The sequence below is a fragment of the Marinomonas balearica genome, from assembly GCF_004362145.1.
GTDB classification, from domain to species: Bacteria; Pseudomonadota; Gammaproteobacteria; order Pseudomonadales; family Marinomonadaceae; genus Marinomonas; species Marinomonas balearica.
This window is the reverse complement of sequence record NZ_SNXC01000009.1, coordinates 382,127-403,414: the sequence shown is the minus strand read 5'-3', so window position 1 is coordinate 403,414 and position 21,288 is coordinate 382,127. Positions and strand designations below refer to the sequence as shown.

Here is a 21,288-nt window from a genome sequence, read left to right as displayed (position 1 = left end):
CTAAGCCTATCGTCGTTACTCGAAAATCTGAGGTATAATCGCATGCTTACTGTTCGCGGATCACGATCTTCTATGACGTTAAAAACCTATCTAGGGCTAATTTTATTCGGTACAACAACCTTTCTGGTCGTAGTTTTCGGCCTCATTATTAGCTATAGCGTCCAACAAACCTATCTAAGTGATTTGAGTAGTAAAGGCTTAGAGCTTGCTAATACTCTCTCAATTGACCCGTCCATTATTAACAGCGTTAAACTCTCTAATTCGGGCAGCAGCGTCGATATTCAAGCCTATGCTGAATCGATCCGTACACACACAGACGCATCATTTATAGTAATAACAAACAAAAACGGTATAAGGCTAAGTCACCCTATCCCATCTAGAATCGGTAAACGGTTTATCGGTGAAGATCTCGCTCCTACATTAAAAGAAGGGAAAAGATATTCTAATGTTGCAGTAGGCTCATTGGGTAAAGCGATCCGAAACTTTGCTCCCATCGTTTTAGATGGCAACATTATTGGCGCCGTGTCCATCGGGTACTTAACTCGCACTACAAGTGAGCTTGTCCAAGAACATATTAAGAATTTTATCATTTGGGTCGTGATCATTTATTTGTTCGTCATCAGCGTCATTTCAATCTCAGTGTTTAAATTGAAACGAACATTTTTACAAATGGAACCCGAAAAAATTGTACAACGATTTCGCGAACGAGAGCTTATTCTCAACAGCATCCGTGATCGGATCGTTGCGGTTGATCAACATCAGCGAATCACAGCCATTAACGAAGCAGCCTATGAATGTCTTGTTCCTACATTAGACAAAAATGATACCAGCCGACAAGAAGCCTGTATCGGTGAGCCGTTGGAGCGCCTTTCTCGAACACTCTCAAACATTGTATTTGAAGCAAACGGCAAGGAACTAAGAACCACAACCCAAATAAGCAGTCAAAGTCACGCTATTCGCACTTATCCAGTGACGAATAACGAGCAAACTATGGGGTATGTGTTGGTATTCCAACCGGATCATGATGAAACAAAGCTCGAAGAAGCATTGCAAGCAAAAACAAACTACGCAAACCACTTAAGAGCCAAGACCCATGAACACACCAATAAATTAAATGTTCTTTCAGGGTTACTGCAAGCAGGCAAAGTGAATGATGCAATAGAATTACTGCAACAAGAAAGCGATGCACATCAACAAATCTTAGGACAATTAGTCAAAACCATCGAAAACTGCTCCGTCGCCGGTGTATTATTGGCGCAATACAACAAGGCAGCCGAATACGATGTGTCATTCTTCGTGGATGATGACAGTCAACTGGCGGAGTATCCAAGCAAGATTTCCGACCCAATTTCTACCGTAGTGGCTAATTTGCTCAATAACGCTACGATGGCCGCTTGGGAAAATGGCCAGAGTAAAACGCCTGAAGTAACGCTGTATATCAGTGACAGAAGCAAACACTTTGTCATTGAAGTGGAAGATTCAGGTCGAGGTATTCCGGAAGCATTTGCTGGCACCATGTATGATTTTGGTGTTTCCAGTAAAGTAAGCAATGAGCAGACAGGTGTCGGATTGTATTTGGTTAACCAAATAGTGCGACAGTTTCAAGGAAGCCTGGACTGGGAACGCAGTGACAATGAAACGACTGTGTTTAGTGTATATTTAGACAAAAGAACTTTTGAACTTCTATGAGCCTTCTTACCGTTATGATCGTTGAGGATGACCCTCGTGCATCCTACGCATTGGAAAATGCAATTAATCAACATAATCGATTTAAAGTTATTGCCGCAAGTGAGCGTATTTCAGAATCCCTAGCCGATGCAATGAACCACAAGCCTGATTTGATTATGGTGGACATTACGCTTCCCGATGGAAGCGGCTTAGACTTAATCAGTCGCCTCAAACAATCCGACCTTAATGCATCTTACATTATGACGACTGCGGAGCGCGAATCCTCCGTTGTTTCGGAAGCAATCCAGCTTGGCGTAATGGACTACCTTGTCAAACCTTTACGAGTCTCTAGAATACATCAGGCGCTCGACGATTTTATTGCGTTTAAAGAAACGATCCATAAAATGAAAAAAGTGGATCAAGTAGAAATCGATCATTTGTTTAGAAAGAATACGGCGAGTAAAAGTCGACGCACGCCAAAAGGCATTGATGAAAATACACTTGGCACGTTAATGGAATACATTAACAACACCGGAGATACAAGTTTTACAGCCCAGCAAGCTGGAGACGCTGTCGAACTAAGCAGAATCACTGCTCGTCGCTATCTTGAGTATTTAGAAGAGCAAGGTATCGTGGAAATGAATCTCGACTACAACACGGGCGGCCGCCCAAAACAGCATTACAAAAGAAACTATTAGGCAAACGGTCTAATAACGAGACTGAGACAAATGAGCATCTTTCGGTTTGTAAAATACGTGATAACCAAAACCAAGATGGCTCATACTCATTCATCCAAAAAGATCATTGTAAATGGCGTTGATTACCCTTCTTTCAACCTCGCCTCTGAACTGCAAAGATCGGGCGACTACGATATTATCGCCTTCATTGATGAAGAGCCTTGGTCTAATAAAACGGAGCTTTTGGGAGCGACATTACACTACCCAAGCGACATATCGGCTTTAATTTATCGCTATGACGTCGATGCCGTTATTACCTTCGATCAGACTCCCCCTTTTTTTTCAGCCCCTTTGCTAAAAGAAATTAATGACACTAAAGCCTCTTTAGTGTCATTGAATAAAGACGATACCTTGAAGAAACACCTAAATGCTATAACAAGCAAGTTAACCCAGGATTCTGGTTAAACAATTACATCTAAACGATAAGGTATTTCCTTAAGCAACCGCTTCGATCTTGGATACTCGTCTTCTAGGAAGGTTGCCGATTAAGGTGCCTAATAAAATGCTGACCAAAGCAATGATCAAGCCAACCGTTATACTTTCTCCAAACAATGGAATGGCTAAAATGCTGGCAAAAACAGGCACCAAAGCCATCAACGCGCCCATTTTAGTTGCGCCGATCATTTGAACAGCTTTGCCAAAGCACACCATTTGAATGGCCATGGCTAACACCCCTTGATAGACGGCTTGAAAGAGCAACATCGAAGTTGAAACCTGATCTAACGCTTTCGGCAAAAACAGTATATAAACAGGAACATACATGACACAGGTCGTTGCTGCGATAGCGAGCATCATTTCGAATGCAGGCACTTTCCAACGCTTTAGAAGCACTGTCATTAGCCCCCAAAAAAAACATGCAAGCACAAAGCACATATCGCCTTTAAGTGTGGCCGTACTGCTGATAAAAGTCTCAATCAATAATACACCTATCCCGATACTACTGAGCAGGATTCCCAGCTTAACTTGATGGGAATGCCTTTCACCCGCTAACAAATACGCCATAACAGCAATGACGATTGGCATAAGGCCGGGCAACAGCAACGCGGCATGCGTAGCTGGCGCATATTCAAAGCCAGAGAAAGCACTCAGGCCGTAGGCGACCCCGCCCGTTCCTCCTAAGACAAACATTTTTGGCGTAAATAATCGGGCTCGATACTTAACAATAAACGGAAAAAGCAAAATAAAAGCGGTTCCAAAACGGATTGTTATCATGTCTACTGCGCCTAACGCACTTAATGAACCCGCTCGTGATACTAATATAAAACCCACCCAGATAATGACCGCAACCATTCCGTAAAGGTAACCTCTATTCGATGTATTTTGTGTTTCCATCTTCTTCCCCTGTAATACTGCCTTAGTCATATCTCTTACAGTCAGTGTACAAAATTAACCTTTTCAACAATAATGAATAAAAGTGAAAGATTCTTTCTAAATATGAGAAGGTTAGCTCTATGGATATTAATGATTTATCCGTTTTCGTTGCAGTTGTTGAACAAAATGGCATTACACCTGCGGCAAAATACCTACACCGTGTTCCATCTAACATTACAGCGCGTATTCAAAAGCTGGAAGAAGAGCTCGGACAGAGCTTATTTTTCAGAGAGAAAAACCGATTAAAGCCCAATAATGCGGGTTTAAAATTACTGGGGCATGCTAAACAAATATTAAAACTTCAGCATCACGCTTTTCAGGACCTCACAGATCAAGAGCCATCGGGGCTTTTAAGACTCGGCTCAATGGAAAATAACGCAGCGTCTCGATTACCCTACATTCTTTCTGATTTCCATAAGCAATATGATCGAGTTGAAATGGAGATTAAAACGGGTGCATCGGGACAACTTGTCGAAATGGTGCTGTCGGGAGTACTAGATATTGCATTTGTATCAGACCCTCCTACAGATGCCCGATTGGAAAAAGCACCTTGCTTCGATGAAGAACTCATAATGATTCTTCCATTGGAGTATGCGCACTTACCTTTGCCAGAAAGGCTAACCATGGTGGGCTACAATCGTGGCTGCTCTTATAGAGCGAGATTAGAAAACTGGTTTAAGCGCAACGGCCACATATGTGATCGCGTCATTGAGATACCAAGCCATTACACGATGATAAGCTGCGTAATAGCAGGAATGGGCGTCGGTATTGTGCCAAAATCCGTTCTGGCACTTCATCATTTTAAGGGGGAATTTATTGAGCGAACAATAGAAAGCGAATTAGCCATTGCCACGACATATCTCGTATGGCGCAAAGACAACGCAGGTGGTGCTATTAATGCATTTTTACACGCTATAAAATGCAATCAACCTACTTAGACACGCAGTCAGCTAACTTCCCCGAATTGAACGGGTCACAATTAGGCAACTCGCTCTTTTAGCTCATTCTGCTTAAATCTCAATTTTTGCCAACGCACTTGATTAAGCAATAATGAGGCAAGAACAATGGCAATACCAATCCATTGTGCTTCTCCTAAACTTTCCCCGATAAACAATACACCTAATGTCACGGCTGTGACCGGGTTCAGTAATGAGAAGATACCAAATGTCGTCGCGCCAAAGATATTTAACGCTCGAATCATAACAACATAACCTATCGCTGTATTAAGGCCAACTAACCATACCAACCCCGGTAGTTGTTCAACATTAGGAACAACAATGGGACCCGATACGATCCAAGCAATCGGAAAGAGGAAGATACCACCCCATATAAGCTGCCAAGCGGCCACTCCCATAATGTCGTCAGATTTCCAGCGATACATTAAGATAGACGCAACGGCTACAAGGGACGTTGCAAACAGTGCTGCAGCAACCCCAACAGGATCAAGGTCTGCACTTGGGTTTAATATCAAAGCAACGCCAATCAACCCAAGTATCGATGCCATTAATGCTTTAATTGCCGGCTTTTTCTTAAAAACCAACCATTGAATTAAGATCAACTGAAGCGGTAAGGTCGCTCCTAATGTACCTGCCACTCCACCCGGTAATCGATAGGCCCCAATCAATAAAAACGTAAAAAATAGAGAAATATTAATAAAGCCAAGGGTTGCAACTCGCTTAAAAGAAAGCCGCGGCAACCTTCTTATCATTGATAGCAAAATGAGGCCCGCTGGCAAAGCACGCCAAAAAGCAAGCCATATAGGAGGAATATCAGTCAAATAAAGGCCGATTGCTGCGTACGTACTTCCCCATAATATCGGGGGCAACAATCCTAAAATTACGTTCATATTTTACCTAGTCAGTATTTTTAATAAAAAACGCTTCATATATACTCAAAGCGCCATTTATCTTTTATAAAAGATTCTTTTTTGAAAGATATTGCATTCAGACCTTTTCATCAAGTATCTTTTCAAAAAGACATTGTTTTTGCACAAAGGAATTATATGAGCGATCACGTAGACTTTATTTTGCATCAGTGGAAAAAAGCCAGACCAGAATTAGATTGCAGCCCGATGGGTGCAATTGGGAGGTTACACCGTATATCCAAGTTTTTAGGATCACAAATAGATGATTGCATAACCTCTTTTGGAATCTCGCGCCTTGAATTTGATATTCTAGCCACCCTTAGACGGGCTGAATCCGCTTTGACGCCCACCCAGCTATATAAAGACACCATGCTCTCCTCTGGCGCAATGTCGACTCGATTGGATGCTCTAGAACAAAGAAATCTCGTCGTTCGATTAGCTCGAAAAGAAGATAGAAGAAGCTGTGTTGTAGAGCTTACCGAGGAAGGGAAACAATTGATCGATGCAGTAATTGAAGCTCACCTAGCAAATGAAAAGCGCTTACTAGAGGTGTTTTCAAAAGAAGAAGAGGAGCAATTAAACTCATTACTTAGAAAATGGCTCGCTCAACATGAATCAACTTTATAACAAAAAAAATCCCCGCAATTGCGGGGATTTTTAGAATCAAACCTTTTTGAGGTTTAAATTAATTCGATCTTACCAACCAGTAAGTTCTTTAAGGCCTGCACCGATATCAGCAAGAGAGCGAACAGTCTTAACACCCGCGTCTTCTAGTGCAGCAAATTTCTCAGCAGCTGTACCTTTACCACCAGAGATGATCGCACCAGCGTGACCCATACGCTTACCAGCAGGCGCAGTAACACCAGCAATGTAAGAAACTACAGGCTTAGTTACGTTCGCTTTAATGTAAGCAGCCGCTTCTTCTTCAGCAGTACCACCAATTTCACCGATCATTACAATCGCTTCAGTTTGTGGATCGTTTTGGAACATTTCCAAAATATCGATGAAGTTAGAACCTGGGATTGGATCACCACCGATACCTACACAAGTAGATTGACCAAAACCAGCATCAGTAGTTTGCTTAACAGCTTCATAAGTCAACGTACCAGAACGAGATACGATACCTACTTTACCAGGCATATGGATATGACCAGGCATGATACCGATTTTGCTCTCTCCAGGAGTAATAACACCTGGGCAGTTAGGGCCGATTAGGCGAACACCTAGCTCGTCACACTTAACTTTACAGTCAAGCATATCAAGCGTTGGAATGCCTTCAGTGATACAAACGATTAGTTTGATCCCCGCATTTGCAGCTTCCAAGATAGAATCTTTACAGAAAGGAGCTGGAACGTAGATTACAGATGCTTCAGCGCCTGTTTCTTCTACAGCTTCTTTTACTGTGTTGAATACTGGAAGGCCTAGGTGAGTTTGACCACCTTTACCAGGAGTAACACCACCCACCATTTGAGTTCCGTAAGCAATTGCTTGCTCAGAGTGGAAAGTACCTTGACCACCAGTGAAACCCTGACAGATAACTTTAGTGTCTTTGTTGATTAGAATAGACATTATTATTTGCCCTCCGCAGCTTTAACAACTTGCTCAGCTGCGTCTTTCAAACTTGTTGCAGCGATGATATCAAGATCAGAGTTCGCTAAAACTTCACGACCTTTCTCAGCGTTTGTACCTTCTAGGCGAACAACAACAGGAACGTTTACGCCAACCTGCTCAACTGCACCGATGATACCTTCAGCAATCATGTCACAACGTACGATACCACCGAAGATGTTAACAAGAACGGCTTTTACATTGTCGTCAGACAAGATGATTTTGAATGCTTCAGCTACACGCTCTTTAGTTGCACCGCCACCAACGTCTAGGAAGTTAGCTGGCTTGCCGCCATGTAGGTTTACGATGTCCATTGTACCCATTGCAAGGCCGGCACCGTTAACCATGCAGCCAACGTTACCGTCTAATGCTACGTAGTTCAATTCCCACTGAGCTGCATGTGCTTCACGCTCATCTTCTTGAGAAGGATCGTGGAACTCTTGCATTTTCTTCTGACGGTAAACAGCGTTGCTGTCGATATTGATCTTACCATCCAAACAATGAAGGTTACCTTCATCAGTGATTACAAGAGGGTTGATTTCCAATAGTGCGAAATCATAGTCATGGAACATTTGAGACAAACCTAAGAAAACCTTAGTGAACTGTTTAGTTTGCTCTGGGCTAAGACCCATTTTAAATGCCATTTCACGTGCTTGGTAAGGTTGTGCACCTACTAGCGGATCGATGATTGCTTTATGAATCAACTCAGGAGTTTCTTCTGCAACTTTCTCGATCTCTACACCACCTTCAGTAGACGCCATGAATACAACTTTACGAGTTGAACGGTCGACTACAGCACCTAGGTACAGTTCGTTTGCGATGTCTGTGCAAGACTCAACAAGAATTTTGGCTACTGGCTGACCATTTTCGTCAGTTTGGTATGTAACAAGGTTCTTACCTAACCAGTTAGCAGCAAATGCTGATACTTCTTCGTAAGAATCAACAAGTTTTACACCGCCTGCTTTACCACGTCCACCAGCGTGTACTTGAGCTTTAACAACCCACTTGTCACCACCGATTTTCTTTGCAGCTTCAACCGCCTCTTCTGGCGTATCTACTGCGTACCCTTTTGACACTGGCAAGCCATAATCAGCAAAAAGCTGCTTAGCTTGATATTCATGTAGGTTCATTTGATTCTTCCGCTCATCTTATAATGATTGATATACGCTCGGCATTGGCGACTGCCAAACTCATGTTGACAGCCTTCCAATACAGAAATTACCGACTCTTGGCCGGCAAATTGAATTATTTACGCTTTTTACGGTTAGCAACGTGAATTGCGTGACCGTCAACCGCCAATGCAGCTTCGTGTACAGCTTCACTCACTGTTGGGTGAGCGAACACAGTAAGAGCAATGTCTTCTGCTGTTGAACCGAATTCCATAGCGATAACAGCTTGTGCAATTAGATCCGCTGCTTGACCACCCACAATGTGACAGCCTAGGATACGATCTGTGTCTTCACAAGCAATGATCTTAACAAAACCATCTGTATCGTTTGCAGCCATCGCACGACCCGATGCAGCAAATGGGAATTTACCCACTTTATACTTAACACCGTCCGCTTTAAGCTCTTGTTCAGTCTTACCAACCCAAGCAAGTTCTGGGTGAGTATAGATAACAGATGGAATGCAATCGTAGTTCATTTGAGCCTTATGGCCAGCAATAATATCAGCAACCATCACACCTTCTTCAGATGCCTTATGAGCCAACATTGGACCGCGAACGATATCACCAATTGCAAATACACCCGGTACAGAAGTGCGGCACTGCTCATCAACAAATACGAAGCCACGCTCGTCCAAATTAACGCCAGCATCACCTGCCAAACAACCGTCAGTAAATGGCTTACGGCCTACAGCAACGATCAACTTATCAAAAGTCGCTTTTTGCTCTTCGCCTTTCGCATCAAGATACGTTACTTCTACTTCTTCACCATTAATTTGGCTGCCCGTTACACGCGCGCCTAAGCGGATATCAAGATGTTGCTTCTTGAAAATTTTAGCCGCTTCTTTAGACACATCCTGGTCGCATACGCTTAGGAACTGCTCTTGAGCTTCAAGAACAACAACCTCAGAACCAAGACGAGCCCAAACAGAACCTAGCTCAAGACCGATAACACCAGCACCAATTACACCCAAACGCTTAGGTACAGAACGGAATTCCAATGCACCTTCGTTATCAACGATGATATCGCCAGTGCGAGGCGCAGGTGGAATATTTACAGGGATAGAACCTGTTGCAAGAATCACATTCTCTGCATCAAGTGTTTTAACTGTTCCATCGTGCGCAGTAAACTCAACTTTTTTGTTAGCAAGTAGTTTACCAAAGCCTTCAAAGCTGGTTACACCATTTGCTTTGAATAGACCCGCGATACCGCCGGTTAGTTGATCAACGATCTTATCTTTACGATTGATCATTGCGTCCACATCCATAGCCACATCGCCTACAGAGATACCGTGAACGCCATACTCTTCTTTTGCATCATGATACTTGTGAGAAGAGTCCAATAATGCTTTAGATGGAATACAACCTACGTTCAAACATGTACCACCTAAACGTGGCTTGTCTTCTTTATCAAGCCATTTTTCGATACATGCTGTTTTTAGACCCAATTGCGCCGCACGAATTGCAGCTACGTAACCACCCGGGCCACCGCCGATTACGATTACATCAAATTTATCAGACATAGGATTTTCCATTTAGTCAGTCGAACAATCGAGGGAGGTAACCCTCGATTGCGTTGAATCATACACCGTTATTTCTTTAAGCTAAATAATTGGTGCTTTCTCTTAGATTTCAAGAAGCAGACGTGACGGATCTTCAAGTAAATCTTTAATTGTTACCAAGAACTGTACCGCTTCTTTACCATCGATCATTCGGTGATCATATGACAATGCTAGGTACATCATCGGTTGGATAACAACTTGTCCATCAACCGCCATTGGGCGCTCTTGAATTTTATGCATACCCAAAATAGCCGTTTGTGGCGGATTAAGGATTGGAGTAGACATAAGAGAACCAAAGATACCACCGTTTGTGATAGTAAATGTACCGCCTTGCATGTCATCCATGCCCAGCTTGCCATCTCGGCCACGTACAGCGAAGTCCATGATACCAGATTCAATATCTGCCAAGCCCATCGCCTCTGTATTACGTAATACAGGTACCATCAAACCACGGTTTGTAGAAACAGCAACACCGATGTCTTGGTAACCATGGTAAACCATATCGTTACCGTCGATAGAAGCATTAACTGCTGGATAGCGTTTTAGCGCTTCTGTTGCTGCTTTAACAAAGAAAGACATAAAGCCTAACTTAGTTCCATTGTGTGTTTTTTGGAATAAGTCTTTGTACTTCTTACGCAGCTCCATTACTGGACCCATGTTAACTTCGTTGTACGTTGTTAACATGGCAGCTGTTTGTTGCGCTTCAACTAGGCGTTTCGCAATAGTCGCACGTAAACGAGTCATAGGAACACGTTTCTCTACACGCCCATCTGCACCTAATGCAGGCATTGTTGCAGGCGCTGCAGCTGGTTTAGCCACAGGGGCAGCAGGTGCTGCCGCTTTCGCTTTAGAAGCTGTCTCAACATCTTCTTTTGTAATACGACCACCTTTACCCGTACCCTTGACATCGGATGCAGTTAAACCCGCTTCAGCCAATGCTTTACGTGCCGCAGGCCCTGCTACCGCATCGTCATCACCAGCCGCTTCAGCTACTGGTGCCGCTTCAGCTACTGGCGCCGCGCCACCTGAAGCACCAACCAAGAAGCTCGCTAACACTTCATCACTCAGTACTGTATCGCCTTCATTTTTAGCAATATCACCGATAACGCCATCAGCAGGAGCAACCACTTCTAACACGACTTTATCGGTTTCGATATCAACAATGTGCTCATCACGTGCACATGCTTCACCTGGTTGCTTATGCCAAGCGGCAACCGTTCCATCAGCAACAGATTCTGGGAAAGTTGGCGCTTTAATTTGTACCGTTTCTTTCGCCGCTGACGCCGAAGCTGCAGGAGCTTCCGCCGCTGGAGTTGAAGGTGCTGCTGCACCAGATCCTGCTTCAAATTTCGCAAGAACTTCATCGCTCAATACAATGTCGCCCTCGCCTTTTAATACTTCTACAATGACGCCATCTTCTGGTGCCACAACTTCCAAAACTACTTTGTCCGTTTCAATATCAACGATGTGCTCGTCGCGCACGCAGGCTTCACCTGGTTGCTTGTGCCAAGTAGCGACCGTGCCGTCTGCTACAGATTCTGGAAAAGTAGGTGCTTTAATTTCGATGCTCATTTTATACCCTTATCTCTCTGACAGGCTATGGTGCTAGCCAACAATGGCGTCATTAACTAGCGCTTCTTGTTCTTCAACATGGATAGACATGTAACCGGCTGCAGGTGCTGCAGACGAAATTCGTCCTGCAAAACGCATCTTCAGACTTGGATACAATTTTTCCAATACTCGATTCATACGGTGACGGTTAGCATGCCATGCACCTTGGTTCTTAGGCTCTTCTTGACACCAAACCAAACTCTCTACGTTTTTGTAAGGCTCTAAGACTTTTTCAAAGTCTGCATATGGGAACGGATACAGTTGCTCTAAACGAATTACAGCGACATCTTCTTTTTCCAGTTCCGCACGACGGTTAATTAGATCGTAGTAGACTTTACCACTACACATAACCACTCGTTTAACCTTCTCAGGAGCGATTGTCTCAGAAGCTTCTGGTAACACAGTTTTAAAGCTGCCTTCTGACAATTCTTCCAACGTGGAGATTGCTTGCTTGTGTCGCAACAAACTCTTAGGAGACATAATAATAAGCGGACGACGCATAGGACGAATCGCTTGACGACGCAGAATATGGTAAATCTGAGAAGGAGTCGTTGGAACACAAACCTGAATATTGAATTCAGCACAAAGCTGCATAAAGCGCTCTAAGCGTGCCGAAGAGTGCTCAGGCCCTTGACCTTCATAACCATGAGGCAACAGCATGGTTAAACCACATAAACGGCCCCACTTATGCTCACCACTTGTTATGAACTGGTCAATTACGACTTGCGCACCGTTAGCAAAATCACCGAACTGAGCTTCCCAAATCACCATCCCTTTTGGAGAGGTTGTCGAGTAACCGTATTCGAATGCCAATACCGCTTCTTCTGACAAGTAGGAATCAAATAAATCCAGTGGTGGCTGCTCTTCAGACAAATGCTTTAACGGGATGAACGTACTGCCGTCTTTTTGACTGTGTATAACCGCATGTCGATGGGAGAACGTACCACGACCTGAATCCTGCCCGGTAAAACGAATTGGGTAGCCCTGCTCTAACAACGTACCAAGAGCAAGCGTTTCTGCATAACCCCAGTTGATAGGCATTGCACCTGCAGTCATTTTATCGCGATCTTGATAAATTTTTTGCACTTGACGCTGTACAACAACGCCATCAGGCACAGTCGTGGTCTTCTTAGCCAGCTCCTGAAGCTTGGATATCGGATACGTCGTATCGCCTTTGTCTGTCCATTCGACACCCAAATAAGGAGTCCAATCCACAAACAATTCTGACTTCGGTTCCAACACAAGGCTTTTTGCAACATGGCGACCGTTATCGAGGTCTTCGCGATTCTCGTTAGCCATTGCATCTGCTTCTTGCTGAGCCAGTACATTTTGCTGAACAAGATAATTAGCGTAAAGCGTTCGAGTCGTTTTCTGCTTACTGATGATCTGATACATCAATGGCTGAGTGCCAGATGGCTCATCAGTCTCGTTGTGACCTCTACGGCGGTAACATACCATATCGATCACAACATCACGTCCGAACTCATAACGGTAATCAAGCGCAAGCTGCGTTACAAATAAAACAGCCTCTGGATCATCACCGTTAACGTGGAAGATTGGTGCCTGAATCATTTTAGCAACATCCGTTGCATATTCAGTAGAACGAGAATCTTCTTGGCGGTTCGTTGTAAAGCCAACTTGGTTATTTATAACGATGTGAACGGTTCCGCCCGTTTTGAAGCCGCGCGTCTGAGACATCTGGAATGTCTCCATGACCACGCCTTGACCTGCAAACGCAGCATCTCCATGAATGGAGATAGGAACAACCGTTTTACCCACTTTATCATTACGGCGGTCTTGGCGAGCTCGAACAGAGCCTTCAACCACAGGAGAAACAATTTCAAGGTGCGATGGGTTAAATGCCAACGCGATATGAACCTCTCCTCCAGACGTCATCACATTCGATGAAAAGCCTTGGTGATATTTAACGTCGCCGGAGGTGTTAACTAGCTTCTTACCTTCGAACTCATCAAATAAGTCTTTTGGATTTTTACCTAGCGTATTAACCAATACGTTTAGGCGTCCACGGTGAGCCATACCAATTACAACTTCTTTAGCACCTAATGCCCCAGAACGTTGTATCAGTTCATTCACCATTGGAATGAGACTTTCACCACCCTCAAGACCGAAACGTTTAGCACCTGGATAACGGCTCGCTAGATACTTTTCTAGACCTTCCGCTGCGGTTAAGCGCTCTAACAAAGACTTACGAGTTTCAGCAGAATAATCTGGTTTAGAACGCACTGATTCAACGCGTTGCTGCAACCAAGCTCTCTCTTGCGTATCGACAATATGCATAAACTCATAGCCGACACTGCTACAGTAAGTTTTCTCTAATTCTGCAACGATTTCGCTAAGCGTCATACTCTCTTTGTTAAAAAAGAGTGAGCCAGAGTTGAACGCGATATCAAGATCTGCACCTGTTAATTGGTGATAGCCAATATCAAGATCAGCCACTTTATCGCGTTTTAACAGACCGAGAGGATCAATATTAGCGTGCTGATGACCACGAACACGATAAGCATTGATTAACTGAAGAACATTGATTTGTTTCTGTTCATGGTCGGAACCGACCGTAGTGGTAGCGCCAGAAGAAACTGGCATAGAGCGGAATTTGTTTTTTCCAATCTCTAGGAACTGCTGTTGAATTACAGAATGGGGAAGGTCTGTTGACTGCGCCTCACTTACACGAGGCAGTTGGTCAAAGCACTTACGCCATTCCTCTGATACTGAATTTGGATCAACCAGGTAGCTTTCAAACAACCCCTCAACATATTCCAGGTTACCCCCCGAAAAGTGAGAAGTGCTCCATAGCAACTCCATTAAACTTTCGTGCATTCTCGATCACCCTTATGTTCGAGCCAGCGACCGGCTTAACCGGCACTCATTTTTTGTATGATCTGATGCTTTCACAGTTCTTTCGACCTAATCAAGCGTCGATCTTTTTTCTCTTTCAGCTAACTTCCGCCCTAATGTGTTTAATACCAAATTACTTAACTTGTTGTTAAACAAGCACCCTGCCTGGATATTCATTTAATAAGTAATTTCTCTTCGCACATCCATGCTCACATAGGTCGAATTAAAAATTATTTTTACTCTACTGAATCTCTACTTAAAGTTCAGCCAGAGGGTGCAAAAACGGCGGCTTTGAAATCTCAAGCCGCCCATTTCGCCATCACATTGCCTTCACACAATGCAACGCTAAAAGCGGATCAGGTCGCTCTCTGCAACAACATGCTGCGAATGCTACCAATTGCTTTCGTAGGGTTAAGACCCTTAGGACACACATTCACACAGTTCATGATACCGTGGCAACGGAACACACTGAATGGATCATCCAATTCTGACAAACGATCTTGAGTCGCAGTATCACGGCTGTCTGCTAGGAAGCGATAAGCTTGAAGCAGGCCAGATGGCCCAACAAACTTATCCGGGTTCCACCAGAAAGAAGGACACGCAGTCGAACAACACGCACACAAGATACATTCGTACAACCCGTCTAGCTTCTCACGCTCTTCAGGACTCTGAAGACGTTCGATTGCTGGCGCTGGCGCATCATTAATCAAGAACGGCTTAATTTTTTCATACTGCTTGTAGAACTGCCCCATATCGACAACCAAATCACGCACAACAGGCAGACCAGGAAGTGGACGAAGAACAAGCTTACCATTTTTTGCAGCTTCAGAAACGGGCGTAATACACGCCAAACCGTTTTTACCAGACATATTCATACCGTCTGATCCACATACACCTTCACGACAAGAACGGCGATATGAAACAGCAGGATCTTGCGCCTTGATGATGTTCAATACATCTAAAACCATCAAGTCCTTACCCGCAGGCAGGTCGATATTGTAATCCTGCATGTAAGGTGCGTCGTCCACTTCAGGATTGTAACGATAAATACTTACTAACATGTTAGCTACTCCTTAGTATGTACGAGCTTTAGGTGGGAAAGCTTCCATAGTTTTAGGCGCAAAGTTTACGTCGCGCTTGGTCACTTTCTTATCGGCTGGGTGGTACAAAGAGTGCTTCAGCCAGTTTTCATCGTCACGTTCAGTGTAGTCGTTACGGGCGTGTGCGCCACGACTCTCTTTACGAAATTCAGCAGGTATTGCTGTAGCTTCGGCGACTTCAAGCAAGTTTTCAAGCTCAAGAGCTTCAATTCGAGCTGTATTGAACGCTTGGCTCTTGTCTTCTAGGTACAAGTTTTCGATACGGGCACGAATTTTCGCCAATTCTTCCAAACCAGTTTGCATCGCTGGACCTTCACGGAACACACCGAAATACAGCTGCATTACTTTTTGAAGTTCTGCACGAACCTCTGCAACGCTTTCGCCACCAGTAGAATTATTTAGGCGATTCAAACGAGACATTGCCTGCTCGATATCAGTATCTTTTGCATCAAGAGAATCGAAACCTTCATCTAGAGATTTCTTAACCTGAAGACCAACAGCACGTCCAAACACAACCAAATCAAGCAGTGAGTTACCACCCAAGCGGTTAGCGCCGTGGACAGAAACACATGCTGCTTCGCCCGCGGCATATAGTCCGTCGATAACAGTGTCTTCACCCGCTTCGTTGGATGTAATAGCCTGTCCACCAACGTTTGTTGGAATACCACCCATCATGTAGTGACATGTTGGGATAACTGGAATAGGTTCTTTAACTGGATCAACGTGGGCAAATGTACGAGACAATTCAAGAATACCAGGAAGACGCTTATTAAGAGTCTCTTCACCTAGGTGATCCAATTTTAGTAACACGTGATCTGCTTCAGGACCGCAACCACGGCCTTCTAGAATTTCAAGAATCATAGAACGTGCAACAACGTCTCGACCGGCAAGATCTTTCGCGTTTGGAGCATAACGCTCCATGAAACGTTCGCCATCTTTGTTGATCAAGTAACCGCCTTCACCGCGACAACCTTCTGTAACCAACGTACCCGCACCGTAAATACCGGTTGGGTGGAATTGCCACATTTCCATATCTTGCAAAGGATAGCCAGCACGCAAAGCCATACCCGCGCCATCACCCGTATTGATATGAGCATTGGTCGTAGATTGGAAAATGCGTCCAGCACCGCCCGTTGCAATCACGGTCGCTTTAGCTTTCAAGTAAACGGTTTCGCCTGTTTCGATGCAAATAGCGACAACACCGACAACCGCATTCTCTTCGTTTTTAACCAAATCAACGGCGTACCATTCGTTAAAGAATGTTGTACCACCTTTTAGGTTTGCTTGGTAAAGCGTGTGCAAAAGTGCATGACCTGTACGGTCAGCTGCTGCACAAGTACGTGCCGCTTGACCACCCTTACCGAAGTCTTTTGATTGACCACCGAAAGGACGTTGATAGATACGGCCATTCTCTTTACGAGAGAAAGGCAAACCCATATGTTCAAGCTCAAATACCGCTTGAGGACCGACAGAACACATGTATTCAATTGCGTCCTGATCACCAATGTAGTCTGACCCTTTTACAGTGTCATACATGTGCCAGCGCCAATCGTCATTTGGATCTTCACTAGCAATTGCACAAGTGATACCACCTTGTGCTGATACTGTGTGAGATCGAGTTGGAAATACTTTCGTCACACATGCAGTATTTAAACCTGATTCCGTTAGCTGCAGTGCGGCGCGCATACCAGCGCCACCACCACCAACTACGATAGCATCAAATGAAATAGTACGAATATTAGCCATTATTTACAGCCCCCAAAGAACCTGAATACCCCAAACGATGTAGACAAACATAGCTAAGCCACATACCGCTTGGAAAAGAAAACGAACACCCGTAGCTTTAATATAATCTGTAGAAACAGACCACAAGCCAATCCAAGAGTGAATACCAACAGAAAGAAGCGCCATCAAACTAAAAATACGCATCCACGTTGTTTCAAATAGACCACTCCACTGTTCGTATGTTAGGTCAGGGTTTAAAACCAAATAACCAATAATAAATACGCTGTATAACGCCAAAACGATTGCAGAGATTCTCTGCATCATCCAATCATATAGTCCTGAGCGACCAAAACTTGTAATTTGAGTTACCATACCCACACCCCTGCAACGACAATTAGGATAGCAGCGATAACAAGGTTTATTTGCGCTGCCTTACGTCCACTCTCTAGCTCTTCGAAGTGCCCCAAATCCATAAATAAATGTTTAACACCTGCTACGAGATGGTACATCAAAGCTGATACGACGCCCCAAATAATGAACTTAGCTAGGAAATTTGTTTGCAGTGTTTCTACGACTTTGTCAAATCCCTCTTGAGATTCAAGAGAAAGATCAAACGCGTAAAACAAAAAGACTAATCCAATAAATAGGATTATCCCTGTAATACGATGAAGGATAGAAACAATTGCGGTTACGGGCATTGATATTGTAGAAATATCAAGATTGACTGGTCTTTTTTTGTTCACGACTCTTTACACCACTTTTGTTGATTGAATGGTCAATCACGACCTTAGTTCTAGTCAGACCCACTGCACTGAGCGAGATGACATAGGCCTGAAGTGAAAATCCCATCGATTTGCACACCTTACATATTGAAAGCGACTCTTTCTTTCAAAATAACGTCGGCAAATCAATGAAATCATCGGAGCGCAATTATAGACCAGCGTAAAAAGCGAAGACAAATAGACTAAACATGAGCTTAACAATGGTCATCATTCACCGAATGAATGTAGACATAAATATAACCAATAGTGGTATAAATTTTCAACTACCAAAAGCCAGCAAAACAAATGAATTTTAGTTATATATCAAACACTTAAATAAAAAACAGATCCAGCCAACAAATCACACTCTTCATATTTATGTAACTTTATTACAGTTAAATTATTTATATTTAGGCTAGCATTAAAATAAGTAACATTGACTTTTACTGGCCTAAGAAAGTATTTTTTCCGCAACTTCTGGGCTAGGGACGTCTTTTTTACGACTCGAAGCCCCGGATCAGAATACGAAGGAGATAATAAATGGCTAATAAAAAAGCTCGACTTATAGTAGACGGTATCGAACAACCCATCGAATTACCGGTGCTTACCGGCACAGCTGGAGCAGATGTTATCGACGTCCGCTCTCTCGGCTCTCACGGCGTATTCACCTATGACCCTGGCTTCATGGCTACCGGTTCGTGTGAATCAGCAATCACTTATATCGACGGGGACGCGGGCGTATTATTACATCGCGGCTACCCTATCGCACAATTGGCAGAACACTCTGATTACCTAGAAACATGTTACTTGCTTCTATACGGAGAGCTACCTAACGCGGAACAAAAAGCTGAATTCATCAAAACCGTTAAAAACCATACGATGGTTTCTGAATCCATGCAGAAATTTTTGGAAGGTTTCCGCAACGACGCACACCCTATGGCAATCATGGTTGGCCTTGTTAGTGCGTTGTCTGCATTCTATCAGGATCATATGGACATCAATGACCCTGAGCATCGAGAAATAGCCGCTTTCCGACTCATTTCAAAAATGCCAACACTGGCTTCGATGTGTTACAAATATTCGAAAGGTCAGCCTACCATGTACCCTCGCAACGACCTTTCGTATGCCGAGAACTTCTTGTACATGATGTTCGCAACACCTTGTGAAGAATACAAAGTTAACCCAGTTTTTGCTAATGCAATGGACAAAATTTTTGTCTTACATGCAGATCACGAACAAAACGCATCTACCTCCACTGTCCGCCTAGCGGGCTCTTCTGGCGCCAACCCATTTGCCTGCATTTCTGCTGGCATTACAACACTTTGGGGGCCTGCTCACGGCGGTGCAAACGAAGCTGTTTTAACAATGCTTGAAGAAATTGGTGATGTATCTCGAATCGACGAATTTATTGAAAAAGCGAAAGATAAAAACGACCCGTTCCGACTAATGGGATTCGGACACCGAGTGTATAAAAACTTTGACCCTCGCGCCAAAGTTATGCGAGAAACCTGTGATCAAGTTCTCGCAGAATTAGGCCAAGCTAACGACCCTCTGCTGAAAATTGCGAAGCGCTTAGAGCAAATCGCACTCGAAGATCCTTACTTCGTAGAACGCAAGCTTTACCCGAATGTCGATTTCTACTCCGGCATCATCATGAAAGCCATTGGCATCCCAACAAGCATGTTCACTGTTATTTTCGCGATGTCTCGCACAATCGGTTGGATATCTCACTGGAATGAAATGATCAGCAGCCCGTATAAAATCGGCCGCCCTCGTCAACTTTATGTTGGTGAAACAGAGCGTGATTTCCCTACTGAGAAGTAAATCACCGTAAGAAGAAACAAAAAAAAGCGGCTAAAGCCGCTTTTTTTTTGTAATTTATTAAGCAAGTTCAGCGCAATAATATTCCCTACGCTTACGGTTAAAAAAACAATATTACTCGTCTTCGTACACAATCTCGGTTACCACTTGAGCACCGCACTTAACACACTCACCTTCGATCCAGATCTTCTCAGCCGATTCAAACTCTTTTGGATTCTTCATCCCCAAATCCACCTCCATGCATTGGTTACACCATGTCTGAAGAAGAAAATCTTTTTGCTCATCTTCTGGACGTCGAAAAAAATCATGTTCGATAATATTGGACTCACTATCACCTTGTTCTTTAAACATTAACCTGCACCATTAAATTTATAAAATTCGATTGTATTTGCCCCCGGTTCCAGCGCTCCCACACTGACACGAGAGATAATATTCTCTAAAGCTATACTGTCTCGTAGCTTTTGCTTACTTCCATTCACCGTTACTTTGAACGACACATTAGTGCCATCAATCGCGTCCACCTGAGCCCCATTCACCACACCAATTGAGTTTAAATATCGCTCAATTTGCTTAATCGCATCAAATGTTTTCACCCCATCAACGCTCAATAGCGTGACGTTATCCGCATCCACTCCCTGAATAGAAGCATACCTATTTGAAAATGCACGAGCCAAGTTCAAAACCACATCAGAAGCGACCTCACTTTCGCGCTTCGCAGATATGGGAAGCTCTTCTAATTGCTCACTAGGAAACAACAAATTCGCCTGTGCTGATACAGCTCCAGAGTATTCGCTCATTCGTACAACTAACACTGTGTCTGTTTCGTAGCGTAGACTGGCCGAGCGTATCGTATCTTCGAAGAACCCCCAAGCATCGCCAGCAGATAGAGCCCCGTTATCAATATCATCCAAAAGAGGAGCATATATTGATAACCCCACCTCCTTTCCAAGCGTTGAAATCGATTGCAATAAGGCACTCGGCGAGCTAGCTCCCGACATAGACCTCGCTCCCGCATGGTCTTCCACAAGCCAAAGCAGCACTGTAGGTCTATTGTCTCCCCAAACTGGCAATGCATGATCCGATAAAAAGCGATCAATCGACTGAGGATAATAAGTAACAGAAACCTGTTTGGCGGGAAGCATCTCCTCGCCAAAAGACTTCAACTCTGTCAAATCTACAATCGAATGCTGAGACACCCAAGCAGGCGCTTCTTTTTGAGCGCGCACTAAAAGATCTCCTTCGATACGATCCGCTCGCCCAGACACTCTCACTAACACTTTTTCTATTGATTTTGAAAATGCGGCACTTAAAAGCATCTCTTCCGACAATGACGAGGGCAACACAACTTCTTCTTTATAGAGGTTGGCAATAGGGGCAGCAAAAGCATACCCAATGTTGAATAGCACAAAAAAACTCAATATCAACTTTAAAAACATGAC

The 21,288-nt window shown here is 43.8% G+C and carries 19 protein-coding genes; 6 read left to right on the top strand and 13 right to left on the bottom strand.

Annotated elements, in window-relative coordinates:
- The first annotated feature begins 42 nt into the window (after positions 1 to 42).
- Genes DFP79_RS03450 through DFP79_RS03440 form a run of 3 tightly spaced genes read left to right on the top strand, consistent with a single transcriptional unit; the run spans position 43 to position 2,810 of the window.
- Positions 43 to 1,689 carry an ATP-binding protein gene (locus DFP79_RS03450; protein WP_133502555.1) on the top strand — a complete coding sequence of 549 codons (1,647 nt, stop codon included), beginning with the start codon at positions 43 to 45 and terminating at the stop codon, positions 1,687 to 1,689.
- A complete protein-coding gene (locus DFP79_RS03445) occupies positions 1,686 to 2,366 on the top strand; it encodes a response regulator (protein WP_133502554.1) in 681 nt (226 codons plus the stop codon). The genes DFP79_RS03450 and DFP79_RS03445 overlap by 4 nt, the downstream gene beginning before the upstream one ends.
- A 30-nt stretch (positions 2,367 to 2,396) precedes the next feature.
- Positions 2,397 to 2,810 carry a nucleoside-diphosphate sugar epimerase/dehydratase gene (locus DFP79_RS03440; RefSeq protein WP_133502553.1) on the top strand — a complete coding sequence of 138 codons (414 nt, stop codon included), beginning with the start codon at positions 2,397 to 2,399 and terminating at the stop codon, positions 2,808 to 2,810.
- 30 nt (positions 2,811 to 2,840) lie between these two features.
- On the opposite strand, the gene DFP79_RS03435 is transcribed toward DFP79_RS03440, so the two are convergent.
- On the bottom strand, positions 2,841 to 3,737 hold the full coding sequence (locus DFP79_RS03435; RefSeq protein WP_133502552.1) for a DMT family transporter: 897 nt from the start codon (positions 3,735 to 3,737) through the stop codon (positions 2,841 to 2,843).
- 119 nt (positions 3,738 to 3,856) lie between these two features.
- On the opposite strand from DFP79_RS03435, the gene DFP79_RS03430 reads away from it, so the two are divergent.
- Entirely contained in the window at positions 3,857 to 4,714 is an 858-nt protein-coding gene (locus tag DFP79_RS03430) for a LysR substrate-binding domain-containing protein (RefSeq protein WP_133502551.1), read from the top strand.
- Positions 4,715 to 4,755: 41 nt separating this feature from the next.
- Here the strand turns inward: DFP79_RS03430 and DFP79_RS03425 are convergent, their stop codons facing one another.
- Positions 4,756 to 5,622: a DMT family transporter gene (locus DFP79_RS03425; RefSeq protein ID WP_133502550.1), complete on the bottom strand. Its 867-nt coding sequence runs from the start codon at positions 5,620 to 5,622 to the stop codon at positions 4,756 to 4,758.
- A gap of 156 nt (positions 5,623 to 5,778) precedes the next feature.
- Here DFP79_RS03425 and DFP79_RS03420 point away from each other — a divergent pair, with 156 nt between their 5' ends.
- Positions 5,779 to 6,267: a MarR family winged helix-turn-helix transcriptional regulator gene (locus DFP79_RS03420; RefSeq protein WP_133502549.1), complete on the top strand. Its 489-nt coding sequence runs from the start codon at positions 5,779 to 5,781 to the stop codon at positions 6,265 to 6,267.
- A 69-nt stretch (positions 6,268 to 6,336) separates the two neighbouring features.
- On the opposite strand, the gene sucD is transcribed toward DFP79_RS03420, so the two are convergent.
- From sucD to sdhC, 9 genes are all read right to left on the bottom strand, one after another.
- Complete coding sequence (gene sucD / locus DFP79_RS03415) at positions 6,337 to 7,209, bottom strand: succinate--CoA ligase subunit alpha (RefSeq protein ID WP_133502548.1); 873 nt, start codon at positions 7,207 to 7,209, stop codon at positions 6,337 to 6,339.
- Positions 7,210 to 7,211: 2 nt separating this feature from the next.
- Positions 7,212 to 8,378, bottom strand: a complete 1,167-nt coding sequence (gene sucC, locus DFP79_RS03410) for an ADP-forming succinate--CoA ligase subunit beta (protein WP_133502547.1) — start codon at positions 8,376 to 8,378, stop codon at positions 7,212 to 7,214.
- Between the two features lie 115 nt (positions 8,379 to 8,493).
- Positions 8,494 to 9,936, bottom strand: a complete 1,443-nt coding sequence (gene lpdA, locus DFP79_RS03405; RefSeq protein ID WP_133502546.1) for a dihydrolipoyl dehydrogenase — start codon at positions 9,934 to 9,936, stop codon at positions 8,494 to 8,496.
- A 102-nt stretch (positions 9,937 to 10,038) separates the two neighbouring features.
- Entirely contained in the window at positions 10,039 to 11,547 is a 1,509-nt protein-coding gene (gene odhB, locus DFP79_RS03400; RefSeq protein ID WP_133502545.1) for a 2-oxoglutarate dehydrogenase complex dihydrolipoyllysine-residue succinyltransferase, read from the bottom strand.
- A 33-nt stretch (positions 11,548 to 11,580) separates the two neighbouring features.
- Positions 11,581 to 14,424 carry a 2-oxoglutarate dehydrogenase E1 component gene (locus tag DFP79_RS03395; protein WP_133502544.1) on the bottom strand — a complete coding sequence of 948 codons (2,844 nt, stop codon included), beginning with the start codon at positions 14,422 to 14,424 and terminating at the stop codon, positions 11,581 to 11,583.
- Between the two features lie 374 nt (positions 14,425 to 14,798).
- Positions 14,799 to 15,503: a succinate dehydrogenase iron-sulfur subunit gene (locus tag DFP79_RS03390; RefSeq protein WP_133502543.1), complete on the bottom strand. Its 705-nt coding sequence runs from the start codon at positions 15,501 to 15,503 to the stop codon at positions 14,799 to 14,801.
- Positions 15,504 to 15,515: 12 nt separating this feature from the next.
- A complete protein-coding gene (gene sdhA, locus DFP79_RS03385) occupies positions 15,516 to 17,288 on the bottom strand; it encodes a succinate dehydrogenase flavoprotein subunit (RefSeq protein ID WP_133502542.1) in 1,773 nt (590 codons plus the stop codon).
- A 3-nt stretch (positions 17,289 to 17,291) separates the two neighbouring features.
- Positions 17,292 to 17,639, bottom strand: coding sequence for a succinate dehydrogenase, hydrophobic membrane anchor protein (gene sdhD / locus DFP79_RS03380; RefSeq protein WP_133502541.1), 348 nt, complete (start codon positions 17,637 to 17,639; stop codon positions 17,292 to 17,294).
- A complete protein-coding gene (gene sdhC, locus DFP79_RS03375) occupies positions 17,633 to 18,010 on the bottom strand; it encodes a succinate dehydrogenase, cytochrome b556 subunit (protein WP_133502540.1) in 378 nt (125 codons plus the stop codon). The genes sdhD and sdhC overlap by 7 nt, the downstream gene beginning before the upstream one ends.
- A 558-nt stretch (positions 18,011 to 18,568) precedes the next feature.
- Here sdhC and gltA point away from each other — a divergent pair.
- Positions 18,569 to 19,852 carry a citrate synthase gene (gene gltA, locus DFP79_RS03370; RefSeq protein ID WP_133502539.1) on the top strand — a complete coding sequence of 428 codons (1,284 nt, stop codon included), beginning with the start codon at positions 18,569 to 18,571 and terminating at the stop codon, positions 19,850 to 19,852.
- Between the two features lie 111 nt (positions 19,853 to 19,963).
- Here the strand turns inward: gltA and DFP79_RS03365 are convergent, their stop codons facing one another.
- Positions 19,964 to 20,200 carry a hypothetical protein gene (locus DFP79_RS03365; RefSeq protein ID WP_133502538.1) on the bottom strand — a complete coding sequence of 79 codons (237 nt, stop codon included), beginning with the start codon at positions 20,198 to 20,200 and terminating at the stop codon, positions 19,964 to 19,966.
- Positions 20,200 to 21,285, bottom strand: a complete 1,086-nt coding sequence (locus DFP79_RS03360) for a DUF2066 domain-containing protein (RefSeq protein ID WP_133502537.1) — start codon at positions 21,283 to 21,285, stop codon at positions 20,200 to 20,202. The genes DFP79_RS03365 and DFP79_RS03360 overlap by 1 nt, the downstream gene beginning before the upstream one ends.
- Positions 21,286 to 21,288 lie beyond the last annotated feature (3 nt).